The organism is Streptomyces malachitofuscus (assembly GCF_055571035.1).
The window spans coordinates 1-22,629 of record NZ_JBVIGA010000036.1 but is presented as its reverse complement, the minus strand read 5'-3'; the positions used below and the strand labels follow the sequence as shown (position 1 = coordinate 22,629).

Annotated in this window: 17 protein-coding genes and 2 pseudogenes; 4 read left to right on the top strand and 15 right to left on the bottom strand. The window is 68.4% G+C overall.

The features are described 5' to 3' along the window. The first annotated feature begins 453 nt into the window (after positions 1-453). Positions 454-1,839: a glycosyltransferase family 39 protein gene (locus tag ACZ44S_RS35745; RefSeq protein WP_466936936.1), complete on the top strand. Its 1,386-nt coding sequence runs from the start codon at positions 454-456 to the stop codon at positions 1,837-1,839. A 240-nt stretch (positions 1,840-2,079) separates the two neighbouring features. After that, positions 2,080-2,526, top strand: a pseudogene (locus ACZ44S_RS35740) (IS110 family transposase); the annotation flags it as partial. Here ACZ44S_RS35740 and ACZ44S_RS35735 read toward each other — a convergent pair. The 12 genes from ACZ44S_RS35735 to ACZ44S_RS35680 all read right to left on the bottom strand — a co-directional run bounded on the left by ACZ44S_RS35735 (position 2,517) and on the right by ACZ44S_RS35680 (position 14,847). Continuing rightward, positions 2,517-3,002, bottom strand: coding sequence for a hypothetical protein (locus ACZ44S_RS35735; protein ID WP_466936934.1), 486 nt, complete (start codon positions 3,000-3,002; stop codon positions 2,517-2,519). The pseudogene ACZ44S_RS35740 and the gene ACZ44S_RS35735 overlap by 10 nt on opposite strands. 121 nt (positions 3,003-3,123) lie before the next feature. Further along, the gene (locus ACZ44S_RS35730) at positions 3,124-3,435 is read right to left on the bottom strand and encodes a phosphopantetheine-binding protein (RefSeq protein WP_466936932.1); all 312 of its coding nucleotides are present in this window, start codon (positions 3,433-3,435) and stop codon (positions 3,124-3,126) included. A 3-nt stretch (positions 3,436-3,438) separates the two neighbouring features. Further along, the gene (locus ACZ44S_RS35725) at positions 3,439-5,214 is read right to left on the bottom strand and encodes a condensation domain-containing protein (RefSeq protein WP_466936930.1); all 1,776 of its coding nucleotides are present in this window, start codon (positions 5,212-5,214) and stop codon (positions 3,439-3,441) included. Next, on the bottom strand, positions 5,211-6,809 hold the full coding sequence (locus ACZ44S_RS35720; RefSeq protein WP_466936928.1) for an amino acid adenylation domain-containing protein: 1,599 nt from the start codon (positions 6,807-6,809) through the stop codon (positions 5,211-5,213). The genes ACZ44S_RS35725 and ACZ44S_RS35720 overlap by 4 nt, the downstream gene beginning before the upstream one ends. Then, entirely contained in the window at positions 6,806-8,206 is a 1,401-nt protein-coding gene (locus ACZ44S_RS35715; RefSeq protein ID WP_466936926.1) for a class I adenylate-forming enzyme family protein, read from the bottom strand. The genes ACZ44S_RS35720 and ACZ44S_RS35715 overlap by 4 nt, the downstream gene beginning before the upstream one ends. Beyond that, entirely contained in the window at positions 8,203-8,775 is a 573-nt protein-coding gene (locus ACZ44S_RS35710) for a hypothetical protein (RefSeq protein WP_466936924.1), read from the bottom strand. Before ACZ44S_RS35710 ends, ACZ44S_RS35715 begins: the two co-directional genes overlap by 4 nt. Beyond that, a complete protein-coding gene (locus ACZ44S_RS35705; RefSeq protein WP_466936922.1) occupies positions 8,772-9,908 on the bottom strand; it encodes a beta-ketoacyl synthase N-terminal-like domain-containing protein in 1,137 nt (378 codons plus the stop codon). The genes ACZ44S_RS35710 and ACZ44S_RS35705 overlap by 4 nt, the downstream gene beginning before the upstream one ends. Then, on the bottom strand, positions 9,905-10,360 hold the full coding sequence (locus ACZ44S_RS35700) for a 3-hydroxyacyl-ACP dehydratase FabZ family protein (RefSeq protein ID WP_466936920.1): 456 nt from the start codon (positions 10,358-10,360) through the stop codon (positions 9,905-9,907). Before ACZ44S_RS35700 ends, ACZ44S_RS35705 begins: the two co-directional genes overlap by 4 nt. Before the next feature lie 31 nt (positions 10,361-10,391). Continuing rightward, a complete protein-coding gene (locus tag ACZ44S_RS35695) occupies positions 10,392-10,844 on the bottom strand; it encodes an acyl-CoA thioesterase (protein ID WP_466936918.1) in 453 nt (150 codons plus the stop codon). Beyond that, positions 10,841-12,229, bottom strand: a complete 1,389-nt coding sequence (locus ACZ44S_RS35690) for an aminotransferase class III-fold pyridoxal phosphate-dependent enzyme (protein WP_466936917.1) — start codon at positions 12,227-12,229, stop codon at positions 10,841-10,843. Before ACZ44S_RS35690 ends, ACZ44S_RS35695 begins: the two co-directional genes overlap by 4 nt. Before the next feature lie 51 nt (positions 12,230-12,280). Further along, positions 12,281-12,571, bottom strand: a complete 291-nt coding sequence (locus ACZ44S_RS35685; protein ID WP_466936915.1) for an acyl carrier protein — start codon at positions 12,569-12,571, stop codon at positions 12,281-12,283. Further along, positions 12,568-14,847, bottom strand: a complete 2,280-nt coding sequence (locus ACZ44S_RS35680) for a beta-ketoacyl synthase N-terminal-like domain-containing protein (protein ID WP_466936913.1) — start codon at positions 14,845-14,847, stop codon at positions 12,568-12,570. Before ACZ44S_RS35680 ends, ACZ44S_RS35685 begins: the two co-directional genes overlap by 4 nt. Positions 14,848-15,391: 544 nt before the next feature. Between ACZ44S_RS35680 and ACZ44S_RS35675 the strand changes: the two genes are divergently transcribed. Then, positions 15,392-16,723, top strand: a complete 1,332-nt coding sequence (locus tag ACZ44S_RS35675) for an MFS transporter (protein WP_466936911.1) — start codon at positions 15,392-15,394, stop codon at positions 16,721-16,723. Here ACZ44S_RS35675 and ACZ44S_RS35670 read toward each other — a convergent pair. From ACZ44S_RS35670 to ACZ44S_RS35660, 3 genes and pseudogenes are all read right to left on the bottom strand, one after another. Beyond that, positions 16,720-17,009, bottom strand: a pseudogene (locus ACZ44S_RS35670) (IS200/IS605 family accessory protein TnpB-related protein); the annotation flags it as partial. The gene ACZ44S_RS35675 and the pseudogene ACZ44S_RS35670 overlap by 4 nt on opposite strands. Before the next feature lie 220 nt (positions 17,010-17,229). After that, positions 17,230-21,141 (bottom strand): non-ribosomal peptide synthetase, encoded by a 3,912-nt coding sequence (locus tag ACZ44S_RS35665; protein WP_466936909.1) that lies wholly within the window; start codon positions 21,139-21,141, stop codon positions 17,230-17,232. Continuing rightward, positions 21,131-21,715, bottom strand: a complete 585-nt coding sequence (locus ACZ44S_RS35660) for an SET domain-containing protein-lysine N-methyltransferase (protein WP_466936907.1) — start codon at positions 21,713-21,715, stop codon at positions 21,131-21,133. The genes ACZ44S_RS35665 and ACZ44S_RS35660 overlap by 11 nt, the downstream gene beginning before the upstream one ends. A gap of 391 nt (positions 21,716-22,106) precedes the next feature. Here ACZ44S_RS35660 and ACZ44S_RS35655 point away from each other — a divergent pair, with 391 nt between their 5' ends. Continuing rightward, positions 22,107-22,322 (top strand): MbtH family protein, encoded by a 216-nt coding sequence (locus tag ACZ44S_RS35655; protein WP_466936905.1) that lies wholly within the window; start codon positions 22,107-22,109, stop codon positions 22,320-22,322. Positions 22,323-22,629 lie beyond the last annotated feature (307 nt).

Here is a 22,629-nt window from a genome sequence, read left to right as displayed (position 1 = left end):
GCGCTGCTGGGGCGGCCGGTTCCCCGAAGTTACGCCAATGGACGTGCGGTGGCCGTCTCCGGTGTCGCACAGGAGTCCTCACTGCCAGGAAGTGGCCGGCACCACACCAGGTGTCGGACGGCCTTCCCATCCTCGCCGAAACCCCTGCCCGACTCGAACGGCGGGGCGTCGTATGTGCTGAGAGAGTCTCAGTCGACAGGACGCGCCGTTCCGGCAAACGACCGAGCACGCGTCGCGCCGTCGCATGCGAAGCGTTCACCGAGCGGGGGCGCACCGTTCACCTGCTGATTCAGTACGCCGGAGATGATGGGCATCGTGGCGGCTGAGGTCGAGGCGGGCTCGATGCGAGGAAGTCGTGACACACTTCCAGCCGGTACCCGCTGTGGAAAGCTACGTTCCGGTGCCGCCTTCCACGTCCCCGCGCTGACGACACTGGCAGGTTGCCTGCGGGGATTGGGCGAACGGAGCAGCTGGCGGGACGAACACGCCACCTGGTGGGCGGCATCGCTGTCCCTCGGCGACCTGTACGAGCTCACGCGCCATGTGGACCTGGCCCTCGTGCCGTACTACGTGTTCATGCACCTCTGGGTGTCGGTGTCGGGCGATTCCCCCACCGCCCTGCGGCTGCCGTCCGCGCTCGCCATGGCGACGGCCGGCGGACTGGTCGGACTTCTCGGCCGCAGAGTGACCCGTAGTCTCCGGGGCGGACTCGTTGCCGGCACGCTCTTCGCGACCGTCCCGACCGTCGCGCGCTACGGGCAGGAAGCACGGCCGTATGCCTTCGCCATGCTGGCGGCCGTGTTGAGCTTCCTCGCACTGCTGCGTGCGCTGGAACGGCCGACGCCGCGACGATGGGTGCTCTACACGGTGACCATCCCTCTCATGGGCTGGTCCCATATGGTTGCGCTGACCGCGCTGATCGCCCACCTCGCGACAGTGCGCAGCGTGCAGGGCGAGGGCGACCGGGGCAGCGTGACCGCGTGGTCGGCGGCGGTGACCGCCGGGTTGACGCCTGTCGTTCCGCTGGTCGCCCTCTCCAGTGGCCAGGCTCAGCAGATCGCCTGGAACACGCCCGCATGGAACGACATCGTTTCCATGCCGTACATGCTCTTCCGGTCTCCGGCGGCGGCCGTCGTGATCGGCGGCGCGATGATCGCGCTGACCAGGACGCGGCGATCGCGGCTGCCCCGGGAGCCGGGATCCGGCGCTGATGCCGGGACGCCACTCACCCCGCTCGCACTGTGGGCTCTGGCCCCATTCCTGATCACTCTGGTGACGGCGTGGTGGCTGCATCTGTTCCTGGACCGCTATCTGCTCTTCACCGTCCCCGCCTGGATCCTGCTGGCGACCATCGGCATCCAGCGTCTCACCGGCCGGCCGGGCCGAGGAGTGCCCCTCGTCCTGATCGCCGTGCTGAGTGCCTGCGTGCCCTTCGGCCGCGAGGCCATCGCCCGCAACACCCCCCGCGAGCCGGACTACCACTCCATGGCCACCATGATCCTCGCCGGTCAGCGCCCGGGGGACGCCATCGCCTACACCCATCACCGCAATGCCCGCCGGGCCCTCGACTACGAACTGCGCCAACGCCGCAGACCCACGGACGTCTTCCTGTACGAGACCCCCGAGCAACGCGGAAGCTACGAAGCCGGGGAGTGCCCGGACCCCGACAGGTGCGCCGCCGGGTACCGTCGCATCTGGCTTGTCTCCGCCAGCCGGGGTGGCGACCCATTCGCCGGCATGGCGGCGCGGAAGGCACGCCTGCTCGAGGAGAGGTTCCGCATCACACGCAGCACGAAACTCGCGAACGTGGAGCTGTTCCTGTTGGAGCGGCCCTCATGAGGCGTCCCCCCGGTTACCGTTTTTGTGGCTCCGCAATGTGGCCTCCGGCCTTCGGATCCGGCATGACTTCCCCCTCCTGTTGTTCATGATCCGGGGGGTGTCACCGGGTCCGGAGGCATCGACGGACTGCTGATGAGGGGCTTGAGCACCGGCTTCACCCAAGGCCGGAAGAGCTCTCCGTAAGGTGGATGTGGCAGCTCAGTGCCCAGGCAAGGCCGGACGACGGCGTGAAGGAGGAGCATGCACGTGATCGCCACCGCCGTCACACCGGCCGGGAAGACGGCGTTCGACAAGCGCCTGCACAACACCGAGCCCAAGCTCCGCGAGCTGTTCCGCGAAACCCAGGCAGACCACGGACCCGTGCTGGTGGTCGTCGACCAGTCGGCCTCGATCGGGGCATTACCTCTGGTGGTGGCCCGGCACATGGGCTGCCCAGTCGCCCATCTTCCGAGGCTGACGATGCGGCGAACTCGCCGACCTTTACCCCGACGGGGCCAGACCGATGCGAGGGACGCGTTCATCATCGCGGACGCGGCCCGAGCGATGCCACACACGCTGCGGGCGATCGACGGCGAGGACGAGACGATCGCTGAGCTGGAGATGATCGTGGGCTTCGACGACGACCTGGCCGGCGAGGCGACCCGGGTACTTCTACGAACCGCAGCCGTCGGCCGCGGTCACCTGACCTGCGGGTCGGCGAGGAGAGCGACTCGATCGGCCTCGACGTCGTAGCCGAGCACCGGATGGCCGGAGTCGCCTTCCGGGTCCATCAGCACCGGCTTGCCCAGCCACCGCCCGATCTCCCGAAGGAAGCGGCAGAACACATCAAGTCGCTCGTGGCCCTGCAACTCCCGCAGGTCGACGTCAAAGTCGACTTCATCGTCGGCATGGAAACGGAAGATCGCCAAAACATCGGCAGTTGGCCCGACCCTCAGCTCCGGGCACTCGCCATCCGTCGGACGGGACAAGACGGCCTCCGCCCGAGGCACCGGAAGCACCCTCTCTCCCTCGGAGTACTGGCACTTCCAGCCCTTCTCCGCGACAAGATCGAGGACCGCTTGCCAGTCCTCCACCGAAGCATCCGGGACACGCACGTCCGGCAACGGCCCCATCAAGTCCGGGTCGAAGAAGCACTTCACGTCATCCCACAGCAGATCAGCCACCCCGCCATGCTGCCCCACCTCACCGCACCCCCGCTTCCCTTGACCAAAGACATAGGGGCACCCCCGACAACCGTGGGCTCGCGGTCCGGCCGAACCGTTGGCCCGCCGGACGGCCACGAGGTCAGCAGTCAGCCGGACCCTCGGACGCCTCGACGGCCTTGTCCAATACTTCGGCCAGGCCGCGCGGCGTCGGGTTCTCCACGATCGTGCGCACCGGTACACGCAGCCCCACCTCATTCCGCAGACGGGAGGACATCCGGACCGCTAGCATCGAATGCCCGCCCAGGGCGAAGAAGTCGTCGTCGGGGTCGACCCGCGGCATATCGAAGAGCTCACTCCAGACCGCAGCGACGACAGCGGCCGTCCCGGTCCCTCCACGGTCGGAGTCGTCTTCGGCATTGACGGCCTCTGCCTTCTCTACGTGCTCGTTCACTCGTCAGTCCCCCATCCCGGAGCGTTGCTGTTGCAGTCGGTTCCGGCGCTCACGCAGCCGGGCCGCTCGTGCCCGGCCCGCCGGCTCGGCCATCGCATGTCCTGTCCTTCCTGACGCTGCTTCCCCTGCCAGATGCCGCGCGAGTGCGGCGATCGTCGGAAACTCCAGCAGCGACACCAACGATGTCTTCACTCCGGTGCGCGCACTGATCATTGTGTGCACGGTGGTGAGAGCGAAGGACGTACCTCCGAGGTCGAAGAAATTGTCATCGAGGCCGACGTCGTCGCGGCCCAGGACCTCGCGCCAGATCTGGACGAGAGTTTGCTCCGTACCGGTGCGGGCCGACTGCGGGACATCGGTACGGGGCGCCGCCACCGCCACCGCAGGAGGCGGCGGCGAAGGGGCGTCCTCCGCCGGACCGGGCAACGACCCGATCGCGGCCGTCGGTTCCGATACCGCCGCCACCAGCAAACGCTCGAACTGGGCGACCATACGGGCGATCGTGGCGGCCTCGAAGAGGTCGGTTCGGTAGGTGAGCGTCAGGTCGAAGTCGTCATCCGACTCGGGCGCGCGGAAGACCATCATGTCGATGTCGACCTTCGCTCCAGTAGGCGGGAGATCGAAGGCGGTGGCGTGCAGGCCCGGTAGGTGCGGGCTCACGACCGGATCCTGTTCGAAGGAGAAGAACGCCTGCACCAGGGGGGCGTGCCCAGGATCGCGCTCGGGTGCGAGCTTCTCCGCAAGCTGCTCCATCGTCACGTCCTGGTGGGTCAGGATGTCCAGCAGCTCCGACTGGACCGACCGGCACAGGTCGGCGAAGCTCCCGTGACGGTCGGCCTCGACGAGCACCGGCAGCGTCGTGGCGAAAAACCCGATCATGCTCTCGAGTTCGACACGGTCGCGGGTGCTCACGGGCACGCCGACCAGCACGTCTCGTGTGCCTGCGAGGCGGGCGAGGAAGATGGCATAGGCGGTCAGCACCAGCACGAACGGTGTCACCCGCAGTCTGCGCGCCAGCCGCAGCGCCGGTCCCATCACCGCCGCGCTCAGAGTGTGCCGGTGGTTGCCTCCGCCCGGGCCGGCAACCACCGGACGTGGCAGGTCGGTCGGCAACCGCAGTACCGTCGGGACCCCGGTGAGGCGATCCGTCCACCAGGCGAGTTGTTCAGCATCGACAGGGCGTGCCCGTTGCCAGGCCGCGTAGTCGGCGAACTGCAGGGTCGGCACGGTGTGTTCGGGCCCACCGGCGTACTCCTCCGCCAGTTCGTCGAAGAAGATCTGCAGAGACGGGCCATCGGACACCAACTGGTGCATCGTGACGACGAACAGGTGCCTGCAGGGCCCCGTCCTGATCAAGCGTGTACGCAACAGGGGCCCACGCTCCAGGTCGAACGGCTCGTCGGCCCATTCCTGGGCCAGCCGGAACGCCGCGACGTCCACGTCGTCGGTCGCGTCGGGTTTGAGGTCTACGACGGGCAGCTCCGTGTCCGGGGCGCCGACTCGCTGGACAGGTTCGAACGGCGGCGCGGTGCCGGGCGCAAAGGTCGTCCGCAGTGCCTCGTGCCGCACGGCAACGCGGGCGACACCGTTCCGGAGCCGCGTCACGTCGAGCGGGCCTGTCAGGCGGACGGCCACCGTGATGTTGTACATCGGCGTACCGGGGTGGAGCAGTTCGACCAGGTACAGCGCCCGCTGGGCACCAGAGAGCGGCAGCGGTCCTGCTGTCCGGTCCACCACCGGAATGCGGTCCGGCGCCCCTGCGGTGACTCTCTCGATCATGCTGCTTCCTCGTTGGCAGCCGCCGTCGCACCCCTGCCTGCCAGGGCGAGCCGGTCGATCTTCCCGCTGGGTGTGCGTGGCAACGCCCCGACGACGTCGGCTCGAACCGGCACCATGTGGGCCGGCAACCGTTCACACAGGGCCGCAAGCAGGCCCGCCGCCCAGGCCGAGGCGTCCTCCGGAGCCGACTTGGGCACCAGGAACGCTCGTAGGTACCGCTCCTCCGCCGCGGAACCCGCCGCCACCACCACAGCCTGTGCGACGGACGGGTCGGCACCGAGCACGCTCTCGATCTCTCCGAGCTCGATCCGGAACCCTCGCACCTTGACCTGTGTGTCCTCACGGCCGAGGAACTCGAGGAGACCGTCTCGGGTGACCCGGCCGAGATCGCCGCTGCGGTAGGCCGCAACGGACGGGTTCGCAGGGTCCGTGCGGTAGCTGTGTGCCGTGCGCTCGGGAAGGTTGAGGTAACCGGGACCTACGGCCGCCCCTGTGATCCACAGCTCCCCCACCTCGCCGTCCGGTACCGGCCGGCCCTCCGGATCGCAGACCCGGACGCCGGTCCCGGTGATCGGTCTGCCGATCGGGGGCAGATCGACCCAGGTGGTCACATCCGCAGGCAGCTTGTACCAGGTGGCGACATGGGTTTCGGTCGTGCCCCACTGGTTCACCAGACGGCAGTCCGGCAGCCGGGTGAACATCATCCGGATCGGGACCGTGCACTGAACCTGCTCCCCCGATGTAAGGATCTCGCGCAACGGGTGCCGCTGCGGTGTGACATCGTGGGCGAACAGGGCGAGCGACTGAATCATCACGAACGGCACGAACAGGCGGTTGACCCGTTCGCGTTCGACGAGATCCCAGAGCAACTGCGGATCGAGCCTCTCGTCCTCACCGCAACAGATCACGGTGCCGCCTTCGCCGAGTGTGGGAAGCACCTCCTGGTAGATCACGTCGAACGAGGCGGGTGCGAACTGCAGTGTCCGGTCGCCCGGCCCGCACTCACTGGCGTCCGTCTGCCAGGCGACGAGGTTGGCAAGGTTGCGGTGCGCGTATCGCACGCCCTTCGGGCGGCCGGTCGATCCGGAGGTGTAGACGATGTAGGCGGTGTCGTCGCCGGCGATCTCGGGGGGCTCGAACGCCGGGGCGGCGCCCGGAGCGGGCCGTCCCGGGCCGACGGTGGCGTAGCCCACGTCCCGGTCGGTCACGACGGTCGTGAAACCGCCCAGCCGGTCGAGGGGCCCTTGGTGGCCGACGACCAGTCCCACACCGGCGTCGGCGCACATGAATCGCAGCCTCTCGGTCGGGTATCCCACGTCCAGCGGCACGGCTGTGCAGCCCGACCGCAGCAGCCCGATCAGGGTCACCACCAAGTCGGCCGACCGCTCCAGGTGGACGCCGACGGCCGTGCCGGGTGCCGCGCCGAGCTGCCCGACCCGCGCCGCGACCTGCGCGGAGCGCTCCCACAAAGTGCGGTAATCCACGGTCTCACGGTCCGAGCGGACGGCCTCTGCCGTCGGCGTCCGTCGCACGTGGTCGGCGAGCGCTTGCAGGGCCGGAACCGTGGTCCGCGCGCTGCCATGATCGTTCCTCATTTGTGCCACTCCTCCGCCGTCGCCCGGCGCAGCGTGATCCGGTGTGGTCGCTCGGCGCGCAGCAGGACGCGGTTGAGCGCGTTCTTGATCTCTTCCGTCTGCCGGGGCCCGGGATCATCCACCGCGATGTCCAGCCCGTAGCACAGTTCGTCGTTGTCGTCCCGGTAGACGGTGGTGGCGACCCGCCGGACACCGGGCACCCGGGCGGCGATGCGCCGTACCGAGGGCAGCCAGACCTTCTCACCGGCGATGACGACCGAGTCGCTGGACCGGCCGAGGAAGAAGTGGTAGCCGTCGGCATCGATGTCGAAGCGGTCGCCGGTGGTGACGGTGTCCGCTACGGTCGGGGCGCCCCCGGGGAGCTTCCGGCGCAGGACGGTGTCGGATTCGACGACGAGCTCCGCGCCGTGCCCGTCACCCGCACAGTCACGCAGAGAGGTCCGTACCCCGGGCAGTGGGACACCGACCGAGCTCCAGCGGTGCTCGGGCTCGCGGTGCGCGGCGAGCGTGGTCACCCGCGGGCCGGCCTCGGTGAGGCCGTAGGTGAGGTAGAGCTCCCGCGCACCGCCCGCCAGAAGGGAGCCGACATGCCGCGGGTCCAGTGCGTCGCCGCCGACGGTGAGCACGCGCGGGGCGGCTGATCCGGCAGGCGGACTCTCGGCCAGCCGGACTGCCGAACTGGGCGTCAGAGAGGCCACCGTGACGTCGTGGTCTCGGACGGTCTCGGCGAAGGACCGGGGAGTGAACGGTGGTCCGGAGACGACCAGCCGCGACCCGCGCACGAAGGCGGCCAGCGCCTGCGCGACCAGGCCGTAGGAGTAGTAGAGGGGCAGGGACACCATGACGGTGTCGTCCGTGCGCTGACCGATGGCGGTGGCGTGGCGGTCGGCGTTGCGCAGCAGCGCGTCGACGCCGTGCAGACAACCGCTGGCGATGCCGGAGGTGCCGGAGGTCATCAGCACCACTTCGCCTGGCCGGTACCGCTGGTGCGCCGCGTCCTCCAGCAGCGCAGCCTCGCACCGGCCGTCGAGCGTGTGCACCGCTGTCGCCCGGTACCGTGAGGGGTGGATCCGGGGCGCGATCAGCGCGGCGCCACCCAACTGCCGGCCGATCTCGGCGATCCGAGCGGCTCCCGCCGCCGGGGGGAGCAGGACCGGGACCGCGCCAGCGAGCAACACCCCGAAGAACGCCGCAAGGGTGGTCCGGCCGTTCGGCATCGCGATCAGGACCGGGGAGCCGGGCAGCAGACCCAGTCCGGCGACCGCGTCGACGACGGCTTCGGGCCGGCTGGAGGGAACCTGGGACGAACTGCCGGGGCCCGAGCCGACGTCCACGGCCGAGGTGAGGAAGGCCAGCACCGCGGCGCGTTCCGGGACGCCTGCGACGCTCGCGCTCACCGCACTGCTCCGCACGGACGCAGGCCCGGGGCCGCCCCGACCACGACGCACCGGACCTCGTGCCCGCGCTGCGGATCACGGTGGTGCACGACGACCAGTACGTGACGGGCTGCACCGGTGCGCAGCCAGTGCCGGGCCATCGTCAGGGCCGTCGGCAGTCCCGCCGCGGGATCGGTGGTGATCGTGAGGCTCGGTCCTAGCAGGCCATGCACCATGCAGACGAGACTGACCGGCCCGCCGGCGCTCGCGCCGGCGAAGCGCAACGGCGACAGTCGCCCGTCACCCACCGTGCGGGCGATCCCGTGCATCGTGTCCAGAGTGCAGTGGGCACTGACCATGACTGTCGCCGTGGTGCCGGGTTCCTGCAGGGCGTCCGGGCACGCGGCCCCCAGTTCGTCGACGGCTTCGAGGACGGCCCACGAGGCCGGGTCGGCGTACAGGGAGGGGATCCTCCGGTGCGGTGTGGCGTGCGCGGCGCGACTCGTCCGTCCCGTGGCCAGCGTGACGAGCCCGCATTCCTCCGGCACCGTGAGGTTCTCGACCGGTGCAGACTCAGGGCGGGGCGTCATGGGGACACCTCCAGCGCGAGGCAGGTGGTGAAACCGCCGAACCCGATGGTGACACTGAGCCCGACGTCACCGGTGAACGGCAGAGGTGCGCCACCGGTCGGCAGCGGCAGCGGAAAGCCCTGCATCACGGTGTTCAGTCCGGGCACCGGCGGCACCTGCTGGTCCCGCAGGGCCAGCAACACGGCGACGGCCTCCAGCGCCCCGGTGGCACCCAGCGTGTGACCGAAGGCACCCTTGGTCGCGAACACGACGGGTGTCGTCCCGTTGGTGAACGTACGCGCGAGGCCGCGGCTCTCGACGTGGTCGTTGACCGGGGTGCCCGAACCGTGGGCATTCAGTACACCCACGTCGCCGACGCTGCGGCCGGCCGCGGTGAGCGCGGAGGTCACCGCTCGCACGACGGTGTCGCCACTCGGGTCGGGGGCCGTCGGACCGGCTGCGTCGTTGGCCGAGCCGGTGCCGGACAGTCGGCCACGCACACGGGCTCCGCGCGCCTGGGCGGAACGGGCACGCTCCAGCACGAGGAATGCCGCGCCCTCACCGAGGATCGTGCCGTCGTGGCTGTCGTCGAAGGCGCGCAACGCGGTGGGTGACATGGTGCCCAGCGAGGAGTGCCCGAGGCGCTTGGCCGGGGTCAGCACGTCCACACCGCCCACGACGCAGATGTCCTCCTCTCCTTCGGCGATCAGCGCGGCACCGACCAGGACGGCGTCGGAGGCTGCCGAGCAGGCCGTACTCACCATCATCGGGCGGCGTGCCAAGCCCAGCCCTTCTGCGAGCGACTCGCCCCACCGGTCCAGCCGGTCACCGGGGATATCCAGGTGCGATCCGTAGCTCGTGCCCACCACGAGCCGCAGACGCGGGTCGGTGACATCGAGCCTGGCGTCGACGACCGCGGCCTGCAGCGTACGCGTACCGACCTCGTACTGGCGCTGCGCTGGGTCCAGGTCCATGGGGAGGTCCCGCAGAACCGCCGCGCCGTTGTTGCGCAGCGGATGCGGGCTCGGCACCGGCACCACTCCGGTCGCTCCCGACAGCAACGCCTGCCACACCTCGTCCAGGTCGGATCCCAGCGCCGTGGTCCAGGCCATCCCGGTGACCAGAGCGCCGGTGTCGCCACCCGGGTCACTCACCACCACTGGGGCTCCATGTCGGCGGCCTTGCGCCGCACCAGGTTTGACCGGAAGGCCGCCACGGTCGTGGAGTCCACGACCGCACGGCCGGAGAAGAAGAAGGTCGTACCGCCCACGAGGCGGTCGGCCGAGACAGTGATGGTGACGGTGTCACCGGGGACGACGACCCGGAAGAACCGTGAGTTCATCGCACCGACCAGAGTGAGTTCGTCGTCAGCGAGCAGCGAGGTGCTGAGCTGGAACAAGATGATCCCGGACTGGGCGAACGCCTGACTCAGATGACTGGCAGGGAAGATCGCGCGTTCCGGGAAGTGCCCCGCGATCGCGTCCATCTGAGCCGACACCGAGAGCCTGCTGACCAGCCGTACACCTGGCTCGTAGTCCAGTACGCGGTCGAGGTAGAGCATGGGGTGTCGGTGTCGCAACCAGCTCTTGATTTCGGTGAAACCCATGCTTCTGCCCTGGTCGGTCATGGCATCAGGTTCAACGGCGGACATCGGTGCGGGTCTCCTCGAGGACGGTGTACAGGGCGGGGGGCAGCGCACGGGGTGCCCCGGTCACGCGATCGGTCAGTGCCACGGAGAGGGAGCCGACGGCGAGCTCGACGCCGTCCGCGCTCCGCCGGATCGTCGTGTCGATGCGGACCCGCGCGGCACCGAGGTATCCGACGACGGGTTCAAGGCTCAGTTCCTCGGGATAGCGCGCCGGGGAGCGGTAGCGCGTCGTCGCCTCCACGACGACGAGGTCGAAACCGTCGCTCGCCAGTACGCCGAGGCCGACACCGAGTCGTTCGAGGTTCTCCAGCAGTGCGGATTCCTGCCAGACGGGGTACCGGGTGAAGTGCACGACGCCGGACGCGTCTGTGTCGACGTGCTCGACACGACGGCGGACCGCCAGCAGCCGTGCACTCGCCTGCGCCGACGGTGCGGCCGTCATGCGAGCTCCCGCAGGGCGCGCGAGCCGCCTGCCAGTCGAGTGGCGATCGTTTCCGCGTCGTTCGCGGTCGCCACGAGCGGTGGAGCCACCCGCATGGTCGCGTTCACGTACCGCAGGCCACGCGAACGTCGGCCGGCCCCGGACATGAACTCCACGTACACACCGTTGCGGATCATGCAGTTTCGCAAGTCGCCGATGCGGGCGGCGGCGAATTCGGTCAGCTCGATGCCGTGCATCAAGCCCACGCCGCGGGCTTCCCGGTAGAGGTCGGGGAACTCGGCCACAACCTGGTCGCGCAACAGGCGGCCCAGGTGTTCCCCCACCTGTCCTGCACGCTCCACGAGCCCTTCCGCGACGATGTGCTCAAGTCCGGCCCGGATCACGGCGCAGGTGAGAGGGCGCAGGTCGGAAGTCGACACGGTGCCTGTGGGGCGCACGCCCAGCTCCCGGCGCGCGATCACCATCGAGGTGGACAGCGCCCCCATGCCCAGGCTCTTGCCGATCACGGTGATGTCGGTGGGGATCGGGCCCGACGCATCGGTCATCGCAAAGAAACGGCCGGTCTTGGCAAAGGTCAGCACCTCGTCCGCCACCAGCAACGCGCCACTGCGCTTGGCAAGCGCGGCCAGCTCCCGCAGATAGCCGTGCTCGGGCACCAGGATGCCTGCGTCGCCCTGGATCGGCTCGACCACGACCGCCAAGACCTTCTGCGCGTTGCGGTCGAACCACTCCCGAGCCGCGTCGAGGTCACCGAAAGGAATGTGGTCGGTGCGGAAGCCGAACTGTTCGGGGGCGACCGTCGGCAGACCGACCCGGTAGTGGCGGCGGTTGATCAGCGGGAGCAGTCCATGCGTCCAGCCGTGCCACGCCCCCTCGAAACCGAGCACGACGTCGCGCTGCTCGGCGCCTGGAACACATCGCAGCTTGCGATGGTCGAACCGCGACTCCAGGACAAGCCGCAGGGCGAGTTCCATACCCTCCGACCCCGAGTTGCGACCGCTGACACGGTAGTCCGCCGCCGGGAACCGGTCGGCAAAAAGCCCGCCGGCGCCGAACAGCCGTTCCAGGAGCAGCGAACGCTCCGACGAGGCAACCTCGTCGGTGACGTATCCGGCCTCGCGGACCGCGGACGACAGGGCCTCGGCGATCACGTCCGAACCCGCCCCCAGGCAGGCGGAGCCGTACCCGCCACTGGCGTCCAGCACATCGAAGGCGCGTCCCGCATCACTGCCCGTCAGCTCGACGAAGTGCTGGACGATCCCACGTGCCCCGGTGCACCCGAACGGCACTCGCTGCGCTCCGTAGTGGTCGAACTGAACATCGCGGTCGAACCAGGGCCTAGTCGATTCGTGCTCGGGAAGCCCGATCACATCAACGGCTGACATGGGTGTGTGTCCTCTCGGCGGTGCTGGGCGGGGCCGTAGACGTCCGGTCGTTCAGTCGCCGGCGGCGGCCGGGGAACTCTTCTGCAGGGTGCGGACGAGGTCGGCGACGGCGCGAATGCTGGTGAAGTTCTCCGGGGTGAACTCGTCGTCGGAGATGGTGATGCCGAATGTGTTCTCGCACAGGACCCTCAGCTCGACGAAGCCGAGGGAGTCCAGCCCGAAGTCGCCACGCAGCAGGTCGTCAGGGTTCATCCGGTCCTCCGGCACCTCGACGAAGAGGTCGGCGGCCAGCATGGATCGGATGGCTCGCTCGATGTCGTTCGCCCGCTCGATGTCGTTCACGAGAGTTGCTCTCCATAGGTCAGGGAAATCGGGTGGTGAGGTGTCGGGTGAGGTACGAGATGGGGACGCCGCTCGAACGGATAGGTGGGCAGGCTGACGCGCCGCCGCCCGCCCACGTTCAGGGCCGCGAAATCGACCGCTGCCCCCGCTGCCCAGAGCCGGCCGACGGCGGCGAGAAGCGCCCGGGAACCGGCCGGTGACCGGCCGGGCGTGTCCAGGACGTCGACGGACACCGGCTCGCCGGCGGTGGCAGGCTCTGCCGTCCGCTCCGCCCCGATGTGCACGACGATCTGACCCGGCATGCCTTCCAGCACCGCCGGGACGTCGCAGAGCAGGGGCCGGCCCTGCTGCGCCGGTACCCCGGCGCAGGCATCCGCGTCGGCTTCGATGATCCCCAGGAACAGTCGAGCGGTATCGGCGGGGTTCAGGTCCGCAGCGACGGCCGCCGCACAGCGGGCACCGAGCCCCTGCCCGGCAACGGCGGTGGGACGCAGCCCCCAGGACATCAGCAGTTTTGCCGTCGCGTACTGCACGGCGAGGTGCGCTGCGGGTTCTGCGGGCTCTGCGGCGTCGAGCAGCGCCCGGCGGAGGTCGTGGCCGAGATGCGGATGAGCAGCCTCGGCGATCTCGTCCAGGTGGACGCGGAACACGTCCTCTGTGGCGTGGATCGCAGCGACGGAGCCCAGGCGGTCCTCACGGGGCCGGCCGAAGAGGAACACCATGTGCTCGAGGTGTTCGCGGCCCCCGTCCGTCCCTCCCGGCGAGCCTGCCCGGAGGGCCTCGACAGCCTCGGCCGCGTCCGCGGCGACCACATAGCGGCGCTCGGAATGCATCGCCCGGCCCGTTTGCAGGGTCCATGCGACGTCGGCGAGGTCGGCTTCCGGGAACCGCTCGAGATGGTCGGCCAGACGGCGAGCGACGTTCCGGAGCGCGGGGCGCGTCCGCGCGGAGAGGACCAGCAGGTGGTCGCGGCGCCCCGGAGTGGTCGGGAGCGCCGGCGGCGGCTCGGCGACCACGGCATGTGCGTTGGTACCGCCGAACGCGATCACGTTCGTGGCGCCTATCCGGGGCAGCCCTGCGGACTCCCACGGGACGGTTTGGTCGTTGACGACGAACGGGGAAGATGCGAAGTCGATCGCCGGGTTCGGTTCGCTGAAGTTCAGGCTGGCGGGGATCACACCATGCTCCACGCAGAGCACTGTCTTGATCAGTCCCACGATGCCCGCTGCGGCGTCCGTGTGGCCGATGTTGGCCTTGAGTGATCCGATCCGGCAGTACGCCGTCCGGTCCGTGGTCTGGCGGAACGCCTTGGTCAGGCCGGCGACCTCGACCGGGTCACCGAGCGGGGTGCCGGTTCCGTGTGCTTCGACGTAGCCGATCTCGTCGGCAGCGACACCGGCCACCAGTTGAGCAGCGCGGGCGGCGCCGGCGGGTCCGGCCACGCTCGGCACGTGGAAACCCATCTTGCGCCGGCCGTCGTTGTTCACCGCAGTACCGCGGATCACCGCGTGCACGTGGTCACCGTCGGCCAGCGCCTCGTCGAGCGGACGCAGTACCACCAGCCCCACCGCGCTCGCCCGTACGGTGCCACGACCGTGCGCGTCGAACGGACGGCACCGTCCGTCATCGGCGAAGATGTCGTCCGGATCGTGTCGCAGTTCCGGAATCGCGGCCAGCACCGATGCGCCACCGGCGACCGCCATCGCGCAGTCGCCCGCGAGCAGCGAACCGATGGCGACGTGCACTGCCACCAACGACGAGGAGCAGGCTGACTGAACGGTCATGGCAGGACCGGTCAGGCCCAGCTTGTAGGCGATGCGTGTGGCAAGGAAGTCGACGTCGTTCCCCTGCTGGATGCGGGTCTCCGGGATGGGGATACCCCGAGTGTGCGCCCAGGCCCTGACGAGGGCTGCGTGGTCACTGACCGACCCGCCGACGAACACGCCGGTCGGCAGGCGCTCCGGGCCGCCGTGACCTGAGCGTTCGAGGACCTCGTGGGCACACTCCAGAAGCAGCCGGTGCTGCGGATCCGTGATCAGGGCGTCCTCGGGCGAGTAGTCGAAGTACTCGGCGTCGAAGCATTCCGCATCGCTCAGCAGCCCGTAGGACGGCACATGCCCGTCTGCGGTCGGCAGTTGGTCGGTCAGCACCGACACCGACTCCCGGCCGTTGCAGAGGTTGTCCCAGAAGGTCTCGACGTCCGGGGCTCCCGGGAAACGACCGGCCATGGCCGTAACGGCGACGAAACCGCTGTCGTCAACGTCTTCGGTACCCAACCTCGGCCTCCGGTCGAAAGGGATCGGGACGCCGGCGCGACGGCAGTGACGCCGAGCAGGCAATTACCCGCGAACTGTGCAGGACGGCGCCCATTGAAGGCCAATAACGCGTCCATGCAATCCCCGAGGAAGTGAACAACAGGCCAATTGGATGAGGCGGCAAGGGATTCCGGCGGAGTAATTGACCATGGGCCAAACAAAAGCGACACCCTGACCGTGGTGGCGAACTGCACAGCAAGAAGCAGGACTTGGCTTCACGGCTTGACAAATGTGCGACCCGTGCAATCTTATTGTGCTCACTCGCACTCAGGGTCATGCGGGTCACTCAGCGCGAATGCGGCCAGGCCCAGCCCTCCCTGCACACGGAAACTCGGCTCGGCGAAAGTCCTCTTATTTTCCGCGAGGTCGCGTCCGAGCGGAGCGGATGCGCAGCATGTGCTGACAACGGAAGCGCCCGCCCTCGATCGAGCGCGCGGTGGCGGACCTGCTGTCGGTGAGCGTGGAGAGGTCGGCGGGACCTCACTGACCACGACGAAGGACATCCATGCCCAAGACGACCGCTGAGCGGCGCCCTGGATGGCGATCGAGACTGCGCCGGAGCCTGTGGGGTGCCGCCGACTACCGCAATCTCTGGATGTCCCAGACCACCAGCCTGTTCGGTACAGGCATCACGCTGCTGGCCCTGCCACTCGTGGCGCTGCTTCTCCTCGACGCCTCGCCCTTCGAGATCGGAGTGCTGTGGGCCGTCGAGTACCTGCCGATCCTGCTGATCGGTCTGCCCGCCGGCGTCTGGGTGGAACGAATGCCGCTCCGCGCGGTGATGGTGGGAGCCGACGTGACACGGGCAGTAGCACTGCTCGCCGTGCCGGTCGCGATGGCCCTGGACGTCCTCAGTATGCCGCTGCTGTATGCCGTAACGTTCCTCATCGGCTTGGGCGCGCTGTTCTACGACGTGGCGCAATTGTCGGTCCTGCCCGCACTGGTCGCTGAGGACCGCCTCATCGACGCCAACGGGAAGCTGGAACTGTCCCGTTCGGTCTCGCAGATCGGCAGCCCGGCCCTCGGTGGGCTGCTGGTGCAGTGGCTCACCGCCCCACTCTCGGTGCTGGCCGACGCTGTGACGTACCTGTGGTCGGCGTACTTCGTCCTGCGTATCCGCAAGCCGGCACAGGTGAACCGGCCGACCGGGCGGAACAGCCTCCGTCAGGACATCCGCGAGGGTGTGCGCTTCGTCTTCGGCCATCCGCTGATGCGCCCGCTGTTGCTGTGTGCCACCCTTGCCGAACTGGCGTCCGCGATCATCCTCGCCCTGCAGGTGGTCTACGCCTCCGAGGTGCTGTCCATGGATCCCGTGGTGATCGGAGTCGCGCTGGCCGTCGGCAACGGCGGCGGTGTCGTCGGGGCGCTCGTCGCCGAACCCTTCGCACGCCGCTTCGGCACCGGAACCGCCTTCATGGTTTCCATCGTGCTGTTCACCGCGGGCTCGGCGATCCTACCGATGTCCGTCGGTCCCGTGACGTTCGCGTTGGGGATGTTCGTCGCCTATCTCGGTGCACTGGTCTTTAACGTACTGCAGGTCAGCCTGTGTCAGGCCGTCACTCCGCCGCACCTGTTGGGGCGGATGAACTCCGTCTTCCGGTTCGCCACCTGGGGCGTCATCCCGCTGGGCGCGGCGGGCGGAGGGCTGCTTGTCGACTCCATCGGGCTACGGGCGGTTTTCTGGGTCGCCGCCGGACTCAACGCCGCGAGTTTCCTGCCTCCTTTGTTCTCAGCCATTCCCAAGCTCCGCAATGTCCTCCACCACAGTGCAGAGGAGCCGCCCGATTCGGCTGGCGCAGCCGGTGAGGCAGACACGTTCCCCGAGGATCGTTCCTAGTCAGTGAGCAGGCGTGAGTCCTGGACCCACGCCTGCTCGCTGCGGGCATCCCGAACGGTGTTGGGTGTCCTGGTTGCCCGCGTTCGCTCCGCGTCCGGCTGCTCGGACGTGTCCGTGGTCCGGGAAGACGGGGGCGGGATCCCGCACGTCCGGGAGCAGCCGGTCCGGCCTGGGCGGTCCGATGCCCGTGCACATCGCTCTGGCGGGCACGGGGCAGCGCCGTCCGTCGCCGGATGGGATGGCCCTGGGCGCGTCGTCCGATCGCGATGCTCGCTGCATCATGCCGGTGGTGGAGCGGGTGACGGGGGGCCGGGGGAGCTCACCACCGCGGTCCGTCCGACACGTTGCCGCTCCGCCTGACCGTCGCCCTCACGGACCGGCGACCGCCTCACCGAGCAGAGCGGGATGCCGGGTGCGACGAGGCCCAGACGGTCAACGGCCTCCTGTCCACCTCAGGGCCACGGTCCGACCGCCTGGACGTCGTCGCCGTCGGCGCGACGGCGAGGTCACGCGTCCCTTCCGGTGGCGTCACGGGCATGCGTTGACTCAGCCGATCGCAACACCGCGCGGCGTCGGTCCAGGCGAGCGCGACCAGCACCTCGCCGTACCGTTCGACCGGAGTCATCGGCATCCCTGCCGGCGGCGACTCCGCGATCATCCAGGTACCTGGCCAAGTGGTGGATCGTGGTGTACTCGAAGAACGTCACGATCGACAGGTCGTGACCCCGCTCGGCCAGCGCTCGCTGCACCGCGGCCAGGAGCAGCGAGTGCCCGCCGATGTCGAAGAAATTGTCGTCGAGGCCGACTTGCTCCAGGCCCAGCACGGTGCACCAGGCGTGGGCGAGCCAGCGTTCCGTATCGGTCCTCGGTGACCGGAATCCGGGATCCGGCTCGATCGGCCCGGGAGCAGGCAAAGCACGCTCGTCCACCTTCCCGTTCCGGTTGAGCGGCAAGGACTCCAGCACCACGAAGTCGCTGGGGATCATGTAACGCGGCAGGCGGCCGGCGAGATGCTCACGCACCTGCTGTCGCAGCGCCGGCTGGTCGTCCGCCTCGAGGTAGGCGACGAGACGCTTCTCCCCCTGTCCTGCCGCGCCGGTGGTGGCCAGTACGACTGCATCGGTGACTGCGGGGTGGGCGCGCAGGACCTCAACGATCTCGGCCGGTTCGATTCGGTAGCCACGCAGTTTGATCTGGCGGTCCCGGCGGCCCAAGAAGGCGATCCGCCCGTTCGGAAGATACCTGGCGAGGTCGCCGGTGCGGTACATGCGCCGCCCTGGGACGTCGGAGAACGGGTCGGGGACGAAGCGGTCCGCCGTGAGGCCCGGCGCGCCGTGGTAGCCCCGCGCTACACCGACGCCGCCGATCCAGAGCTCACCGGTCGCGCCGGGCGGCACCGGTTGCCTCCATGCGTCCAATATGTACGCGCTGACGCCAGTGATCGGGTGTCCGATGTCGGGCGGCCCGTCCACGGTTCCGGCGGGTTCGATGTGCCCGGCCGTCGCGGTCGCCGTGATCTCTGTCGGGCCGTACTCGTTGAGCACCCGGAACGGCACGTCGGCAGCCGGCCGGACGCGAAGCCGGTCACCGCCGGTAATCAGCTCTCGAAGGGCCGGCTCGGTCGGCCAGGTCAGCTCCAGCACACGTTCGGCCAGCGCCGTCGGCAGCTCGGTGACCGTGATCCTCTCGTCGGCCAGCCACGAGCGCAGGCGTTCGGGATCCAGCCGCGTGTCCTGGTCGGGCACGTACAGAGTCGCGCCGGAGACCAAAGTGGGCCAGATGTCCATCACGGAGGTGTCGAACCCGGGGGAGGCGACCTGGGCAATCCGGTCCGCCGGTCCAAGGTGGCAGCGCCGGCAACGCCAGAGGACCGCGCTGGAGAGCGACCGGTGTTCGACCATCACGATCTTGGGCCGGCCGGTTGAACCCGATGTCGCGATGAAGTAGGCGAGGTCGGTGCCCGTCGCAGGATGCGCGGGAGGGGAGTTCCTCGCGTCGCCGGCGTCCGGCAGCCTGTCCATCGACAGCTGCGGAAGGTCACGAGGAAGGCGCTCCGCCCTCACGCTGTCGGTGACGACGAGCACCGCGCCGGCTGCGGTGTACTGGTCGGCCAGGCGGGCCGGCGGATTCTCCGGGTCGAGGGGCAGATAGACCGCTCCGGCGAAAAGGGCGGCCAGTTCGGCGATCACCAGATCAGCGCCACGTGGCAGACAGACACCCACCACTGTCTGCGGGAGGACACCACGTGCGCGAAGCACGCCGGCCAGCGAGTCCGCCTGCTCAATCAGCTCTGCGTAGCTGACCGCTCGGGCACCGTCACGGATGGCCACGGCGTCCGGTGTGCTTCGGGCCTGCGCCCGGACGGCTTCATGGACGAGCGGGGCGTCGTCGGCCGGGCGGTGACGTTCGCGATTCCAGTCGTCCAGGACCATTGCACGTTCTTGCCTGCTGAGCAGGGCCAGCGTGAACAGCGGTGCCGTGGGTCTGACGATCGCATCAGCCAGCAGCCGCAGGAAACCGTCAGCCATCCGTTGCACGGTCGCGGAGTCGAACAGGTCGATGGCGTACTCCCAGAGCATGGTGATCCGGCCGTCGGTCAGTTCGGCGTCGGCACCCTGCCTCTCCGCGTGCGGGATCACCACAATGTTCAGGTCCGTCTTCGCCGACCCGTTCCCGTGCTCGAAGATCGTCCCGGTCGCTCCGGCAAGGTCGAGGTCGGGCATCGGGGAGTCGTCGACGCTGAAGAAGACGTCGGTCAGCGGGCTGCGGCCGGGCTCCCGGTCGGGGTTGAGCGCCCTGACCAGTTCAGGGAACGGCAGCAAGTCGTTCGCCGTTGCGTCCTGCACGACGCCGTGCACCTTCTTCACCAGGTCCTCGAAGCCCAGGGTGGCGTCGATGTCGCACCGCAGCAGCACGGTGTTCACGAGCATGCCGACAAGGTTCTCGGTCCTCGGTACCTGCCGACTGGCGAACGACGACCCCACGCAGATGTCCCGCTGCCCGGTGTAGCGGTACAGAAGCGCGTAGAAGGCCGCGAGCACGGCGCTCAACAGCGTCACCCGGTGAGCGCGGCAGAACGCGCGCAGCGCGGTCGGCAACTCGGGGGGCAGGTCCACCCGCAGAGTCTCCCCGCGGAAACTCTGGACTGCGGGCCTCGGATGATCCAGCGGCAGCTCCAACAGGGGCGGAGGGCACCTGAACTGGTCCTGCCAGTAAGCGAGTTGCGCCCCCATGGACGGAGTATCCAGCGCCGCGCGCTGCCAGCGCGCGAAATCCCGGTACTGGACGTCCGGTTCCTCCAGGGAGGGATCAACACCTTCGGCGAACGCGTTGTACAGCGTCTTGAACTCGCGCATCAATAGCGCGAACGACCATCCGTCGTGCAGCAGGTGGCTCTCCACCAGGATGAGTTCGTGCTCCTCGGCCGACAGTTGCACCACAGTCCAGCGCATCAGCGGCAGACGCTCTGCGTCAAAGGGCTTGCGCAACTCCTCGGCCACGATCCGGTCCAGAAGTGCGTGCTGTCCTTCACGGACGTCCCTGATGTCCCGCCGCGCCGCGTGCACCGGTCGCGGCGGGTGCACGACCTGCCTCGGTTCGCCGTCTGCCTCCGAGTAGGTGGTGCGTAGTATCTCGTGCCGCCGACTGATCTCCGTGATGACGCGATCGAGCAGGTCGAGATCGAAAGCACCGACGATACGGATCGTCGTCTGCGCCTGATAGGCAATGCTGTCCGGAGCGAACCGCTGCAGGAACCAGATCTGCTCCTGCTGGAGAGACATCGGGTTTCGGGCGTCGGTGTCGTCGGGCTCGGGGACCGGATACGAAGGCAATCCGACCGGGTCGCGCCGCGCCGAGTCCAGCCAGTCGGCGAGTTCGGAGAGGGTTCGATGCCGCAACAGGTCTCGGAGCGGGAGGTCGATACCGAACTCGGACCTGATCCCGGAGATCACACGCAATGCTGTCGGGGGGTGTTCACCGAGTTCGAACGGATCATCCTGGATCCCGACGCGGTCGATGCCGACTGCCTCACGGAAGATGTCCGCCAGCACTCGCTCGGTCCCGGTCCGTGGTGCTGTGTACGGCCGGAAGGCTTGCCGTTCCAGCCGTGACAAGTGCGACAACGCGGCCGTGTCCACCTCCCCGTCGCCGGTCGTCGGCAGTGCGTGGAGGACCACATACTCCTGCGGTGTCACCGGCACGTGCAACCGCTCTTGCAGATGAGAGGTCAGTTCGGCCGGCCGTGGGACGCGGCGACGGTCACTCGGCGCAATGTAGGCGATGAGGCAGGCCTCGCCCCGTGCGTCCCGTCCGGTCAGCACATAGGCCTGCGCGACTCCTGGATGACCGGTGAGCTCGTCGGCGACTTCGGCACATTCGACTCGGTACCCGTGGATCACGACCTGATCACCGGCCATCAGACGCCCCAGGCAAGGGAGTACCGCCATCCGGACGGTACATGGCGGTGAAGGCCGACGGCGCCGGAGGGCGCTGCTCTTCGCGCAGATAGCCGGCCAGGTGAGTGGGACGCCAGGATTGATCACTGCGCCGGTACTCGAATCCGCGTATCACCGACCGGCACTGGGTTTCACCGCAGAGACACCTGGAGACGGCGATACTGACATACTCGCTCGTCTCGTAGTCCCAGGTGATCTCTTCCGACGGGAGTATCTCCCGGAGCGCGACGAAGTCGAATCCACCGAGGTCGTTGTCACGGATGCCGGTATTCGGATTACAGGAGTGATTGATGTCCCGGGCTGGAGACGTCAGATCCACATGTCTGTCCCATCCGACTTGGAACGAGTGGTTCGTCCGGGCCGGAACGATCCGTTCGACGTCTCCGACCACTACCGTCTGGCCGGGATCGAATGACCTTGCCGCAATGACGCAACGCCCTTTGTTGCGATCTATGACGATCTGGAGTCCGTGGGCGTCGAGTTGCTCCGAGTAACGCAATCCGCTCGCATCTACGTGAGAATCTTGCTCTTGCAACTTGGCCCTCTTTCCCTATCTCCGGCACTTGCCGAGATCTTGTTGTGAACGTAGGACAGCAAGGGAAGCCCTGATGAGAGAAAGTGGTTGCCGCAGTGGTACAAACACGGGAGCTGGACAGCTACGGCGCGCAGGAATCTCAGTGATCCAGATACACACCACCACCACAAGAAGGAGGCAACCCGACCTGAACGACAGAGGTCTGAAAAATGAACGGTCACCGTAGGCACCCCGCCGGCCGCGACCACCTTGACAGAGCACTGTTCGAGTGTTCGAATCTCCGTCGACACATCAGTCACCATTGGCGCCTAATCTCTACGATGCCGAGCGGGCTCTGTCCCACCGCCGAACGCATCAACTCCGAACCGTCTCCCACCACGGAGCGAGCCGCATGATGAGCGGAAACCCGTTCGATGCTGAACCACTGATGCACGTTGTGGTCGTGAATGCCGAGAATCAGCACGCACTGTGGCCGGATCTCGTAGACATTCCGCGCGGATGGTCACCTGTTTTCGGGCCCGCAAGCCGGGGGGCTTGTCTTTCCTACGTCGACCGATCGTGGACCAGCATGTGTCCGGCAAGCGCTATCACCACAACGGATTCATAGACGCCGTCCGCGCACGGGTTCGCATCCGCCACAATGGCCATGTCTCCGTGCGCGACGCCGGTGCGCCGACGAGAGCCCCCGGGGACCACGGGACGACGCGGACCAGCGGGCCGGACAACCCGGACATCTACGGAACTTGATCAAGCCCTGCGGCCACCTGTCACGCGAAGAGGGTCCAGTTTCCCCGCGTCGCTGCTTCCAGTCGCTGCCGTCTAGTGCTGTGACCGGAAAGGTTCACCGGGGTCGGGAGCGGACGGCCCGTGGGCCAGGCGTGAGAGGATCGCGGCCGTGACCATCAAGCTTCATG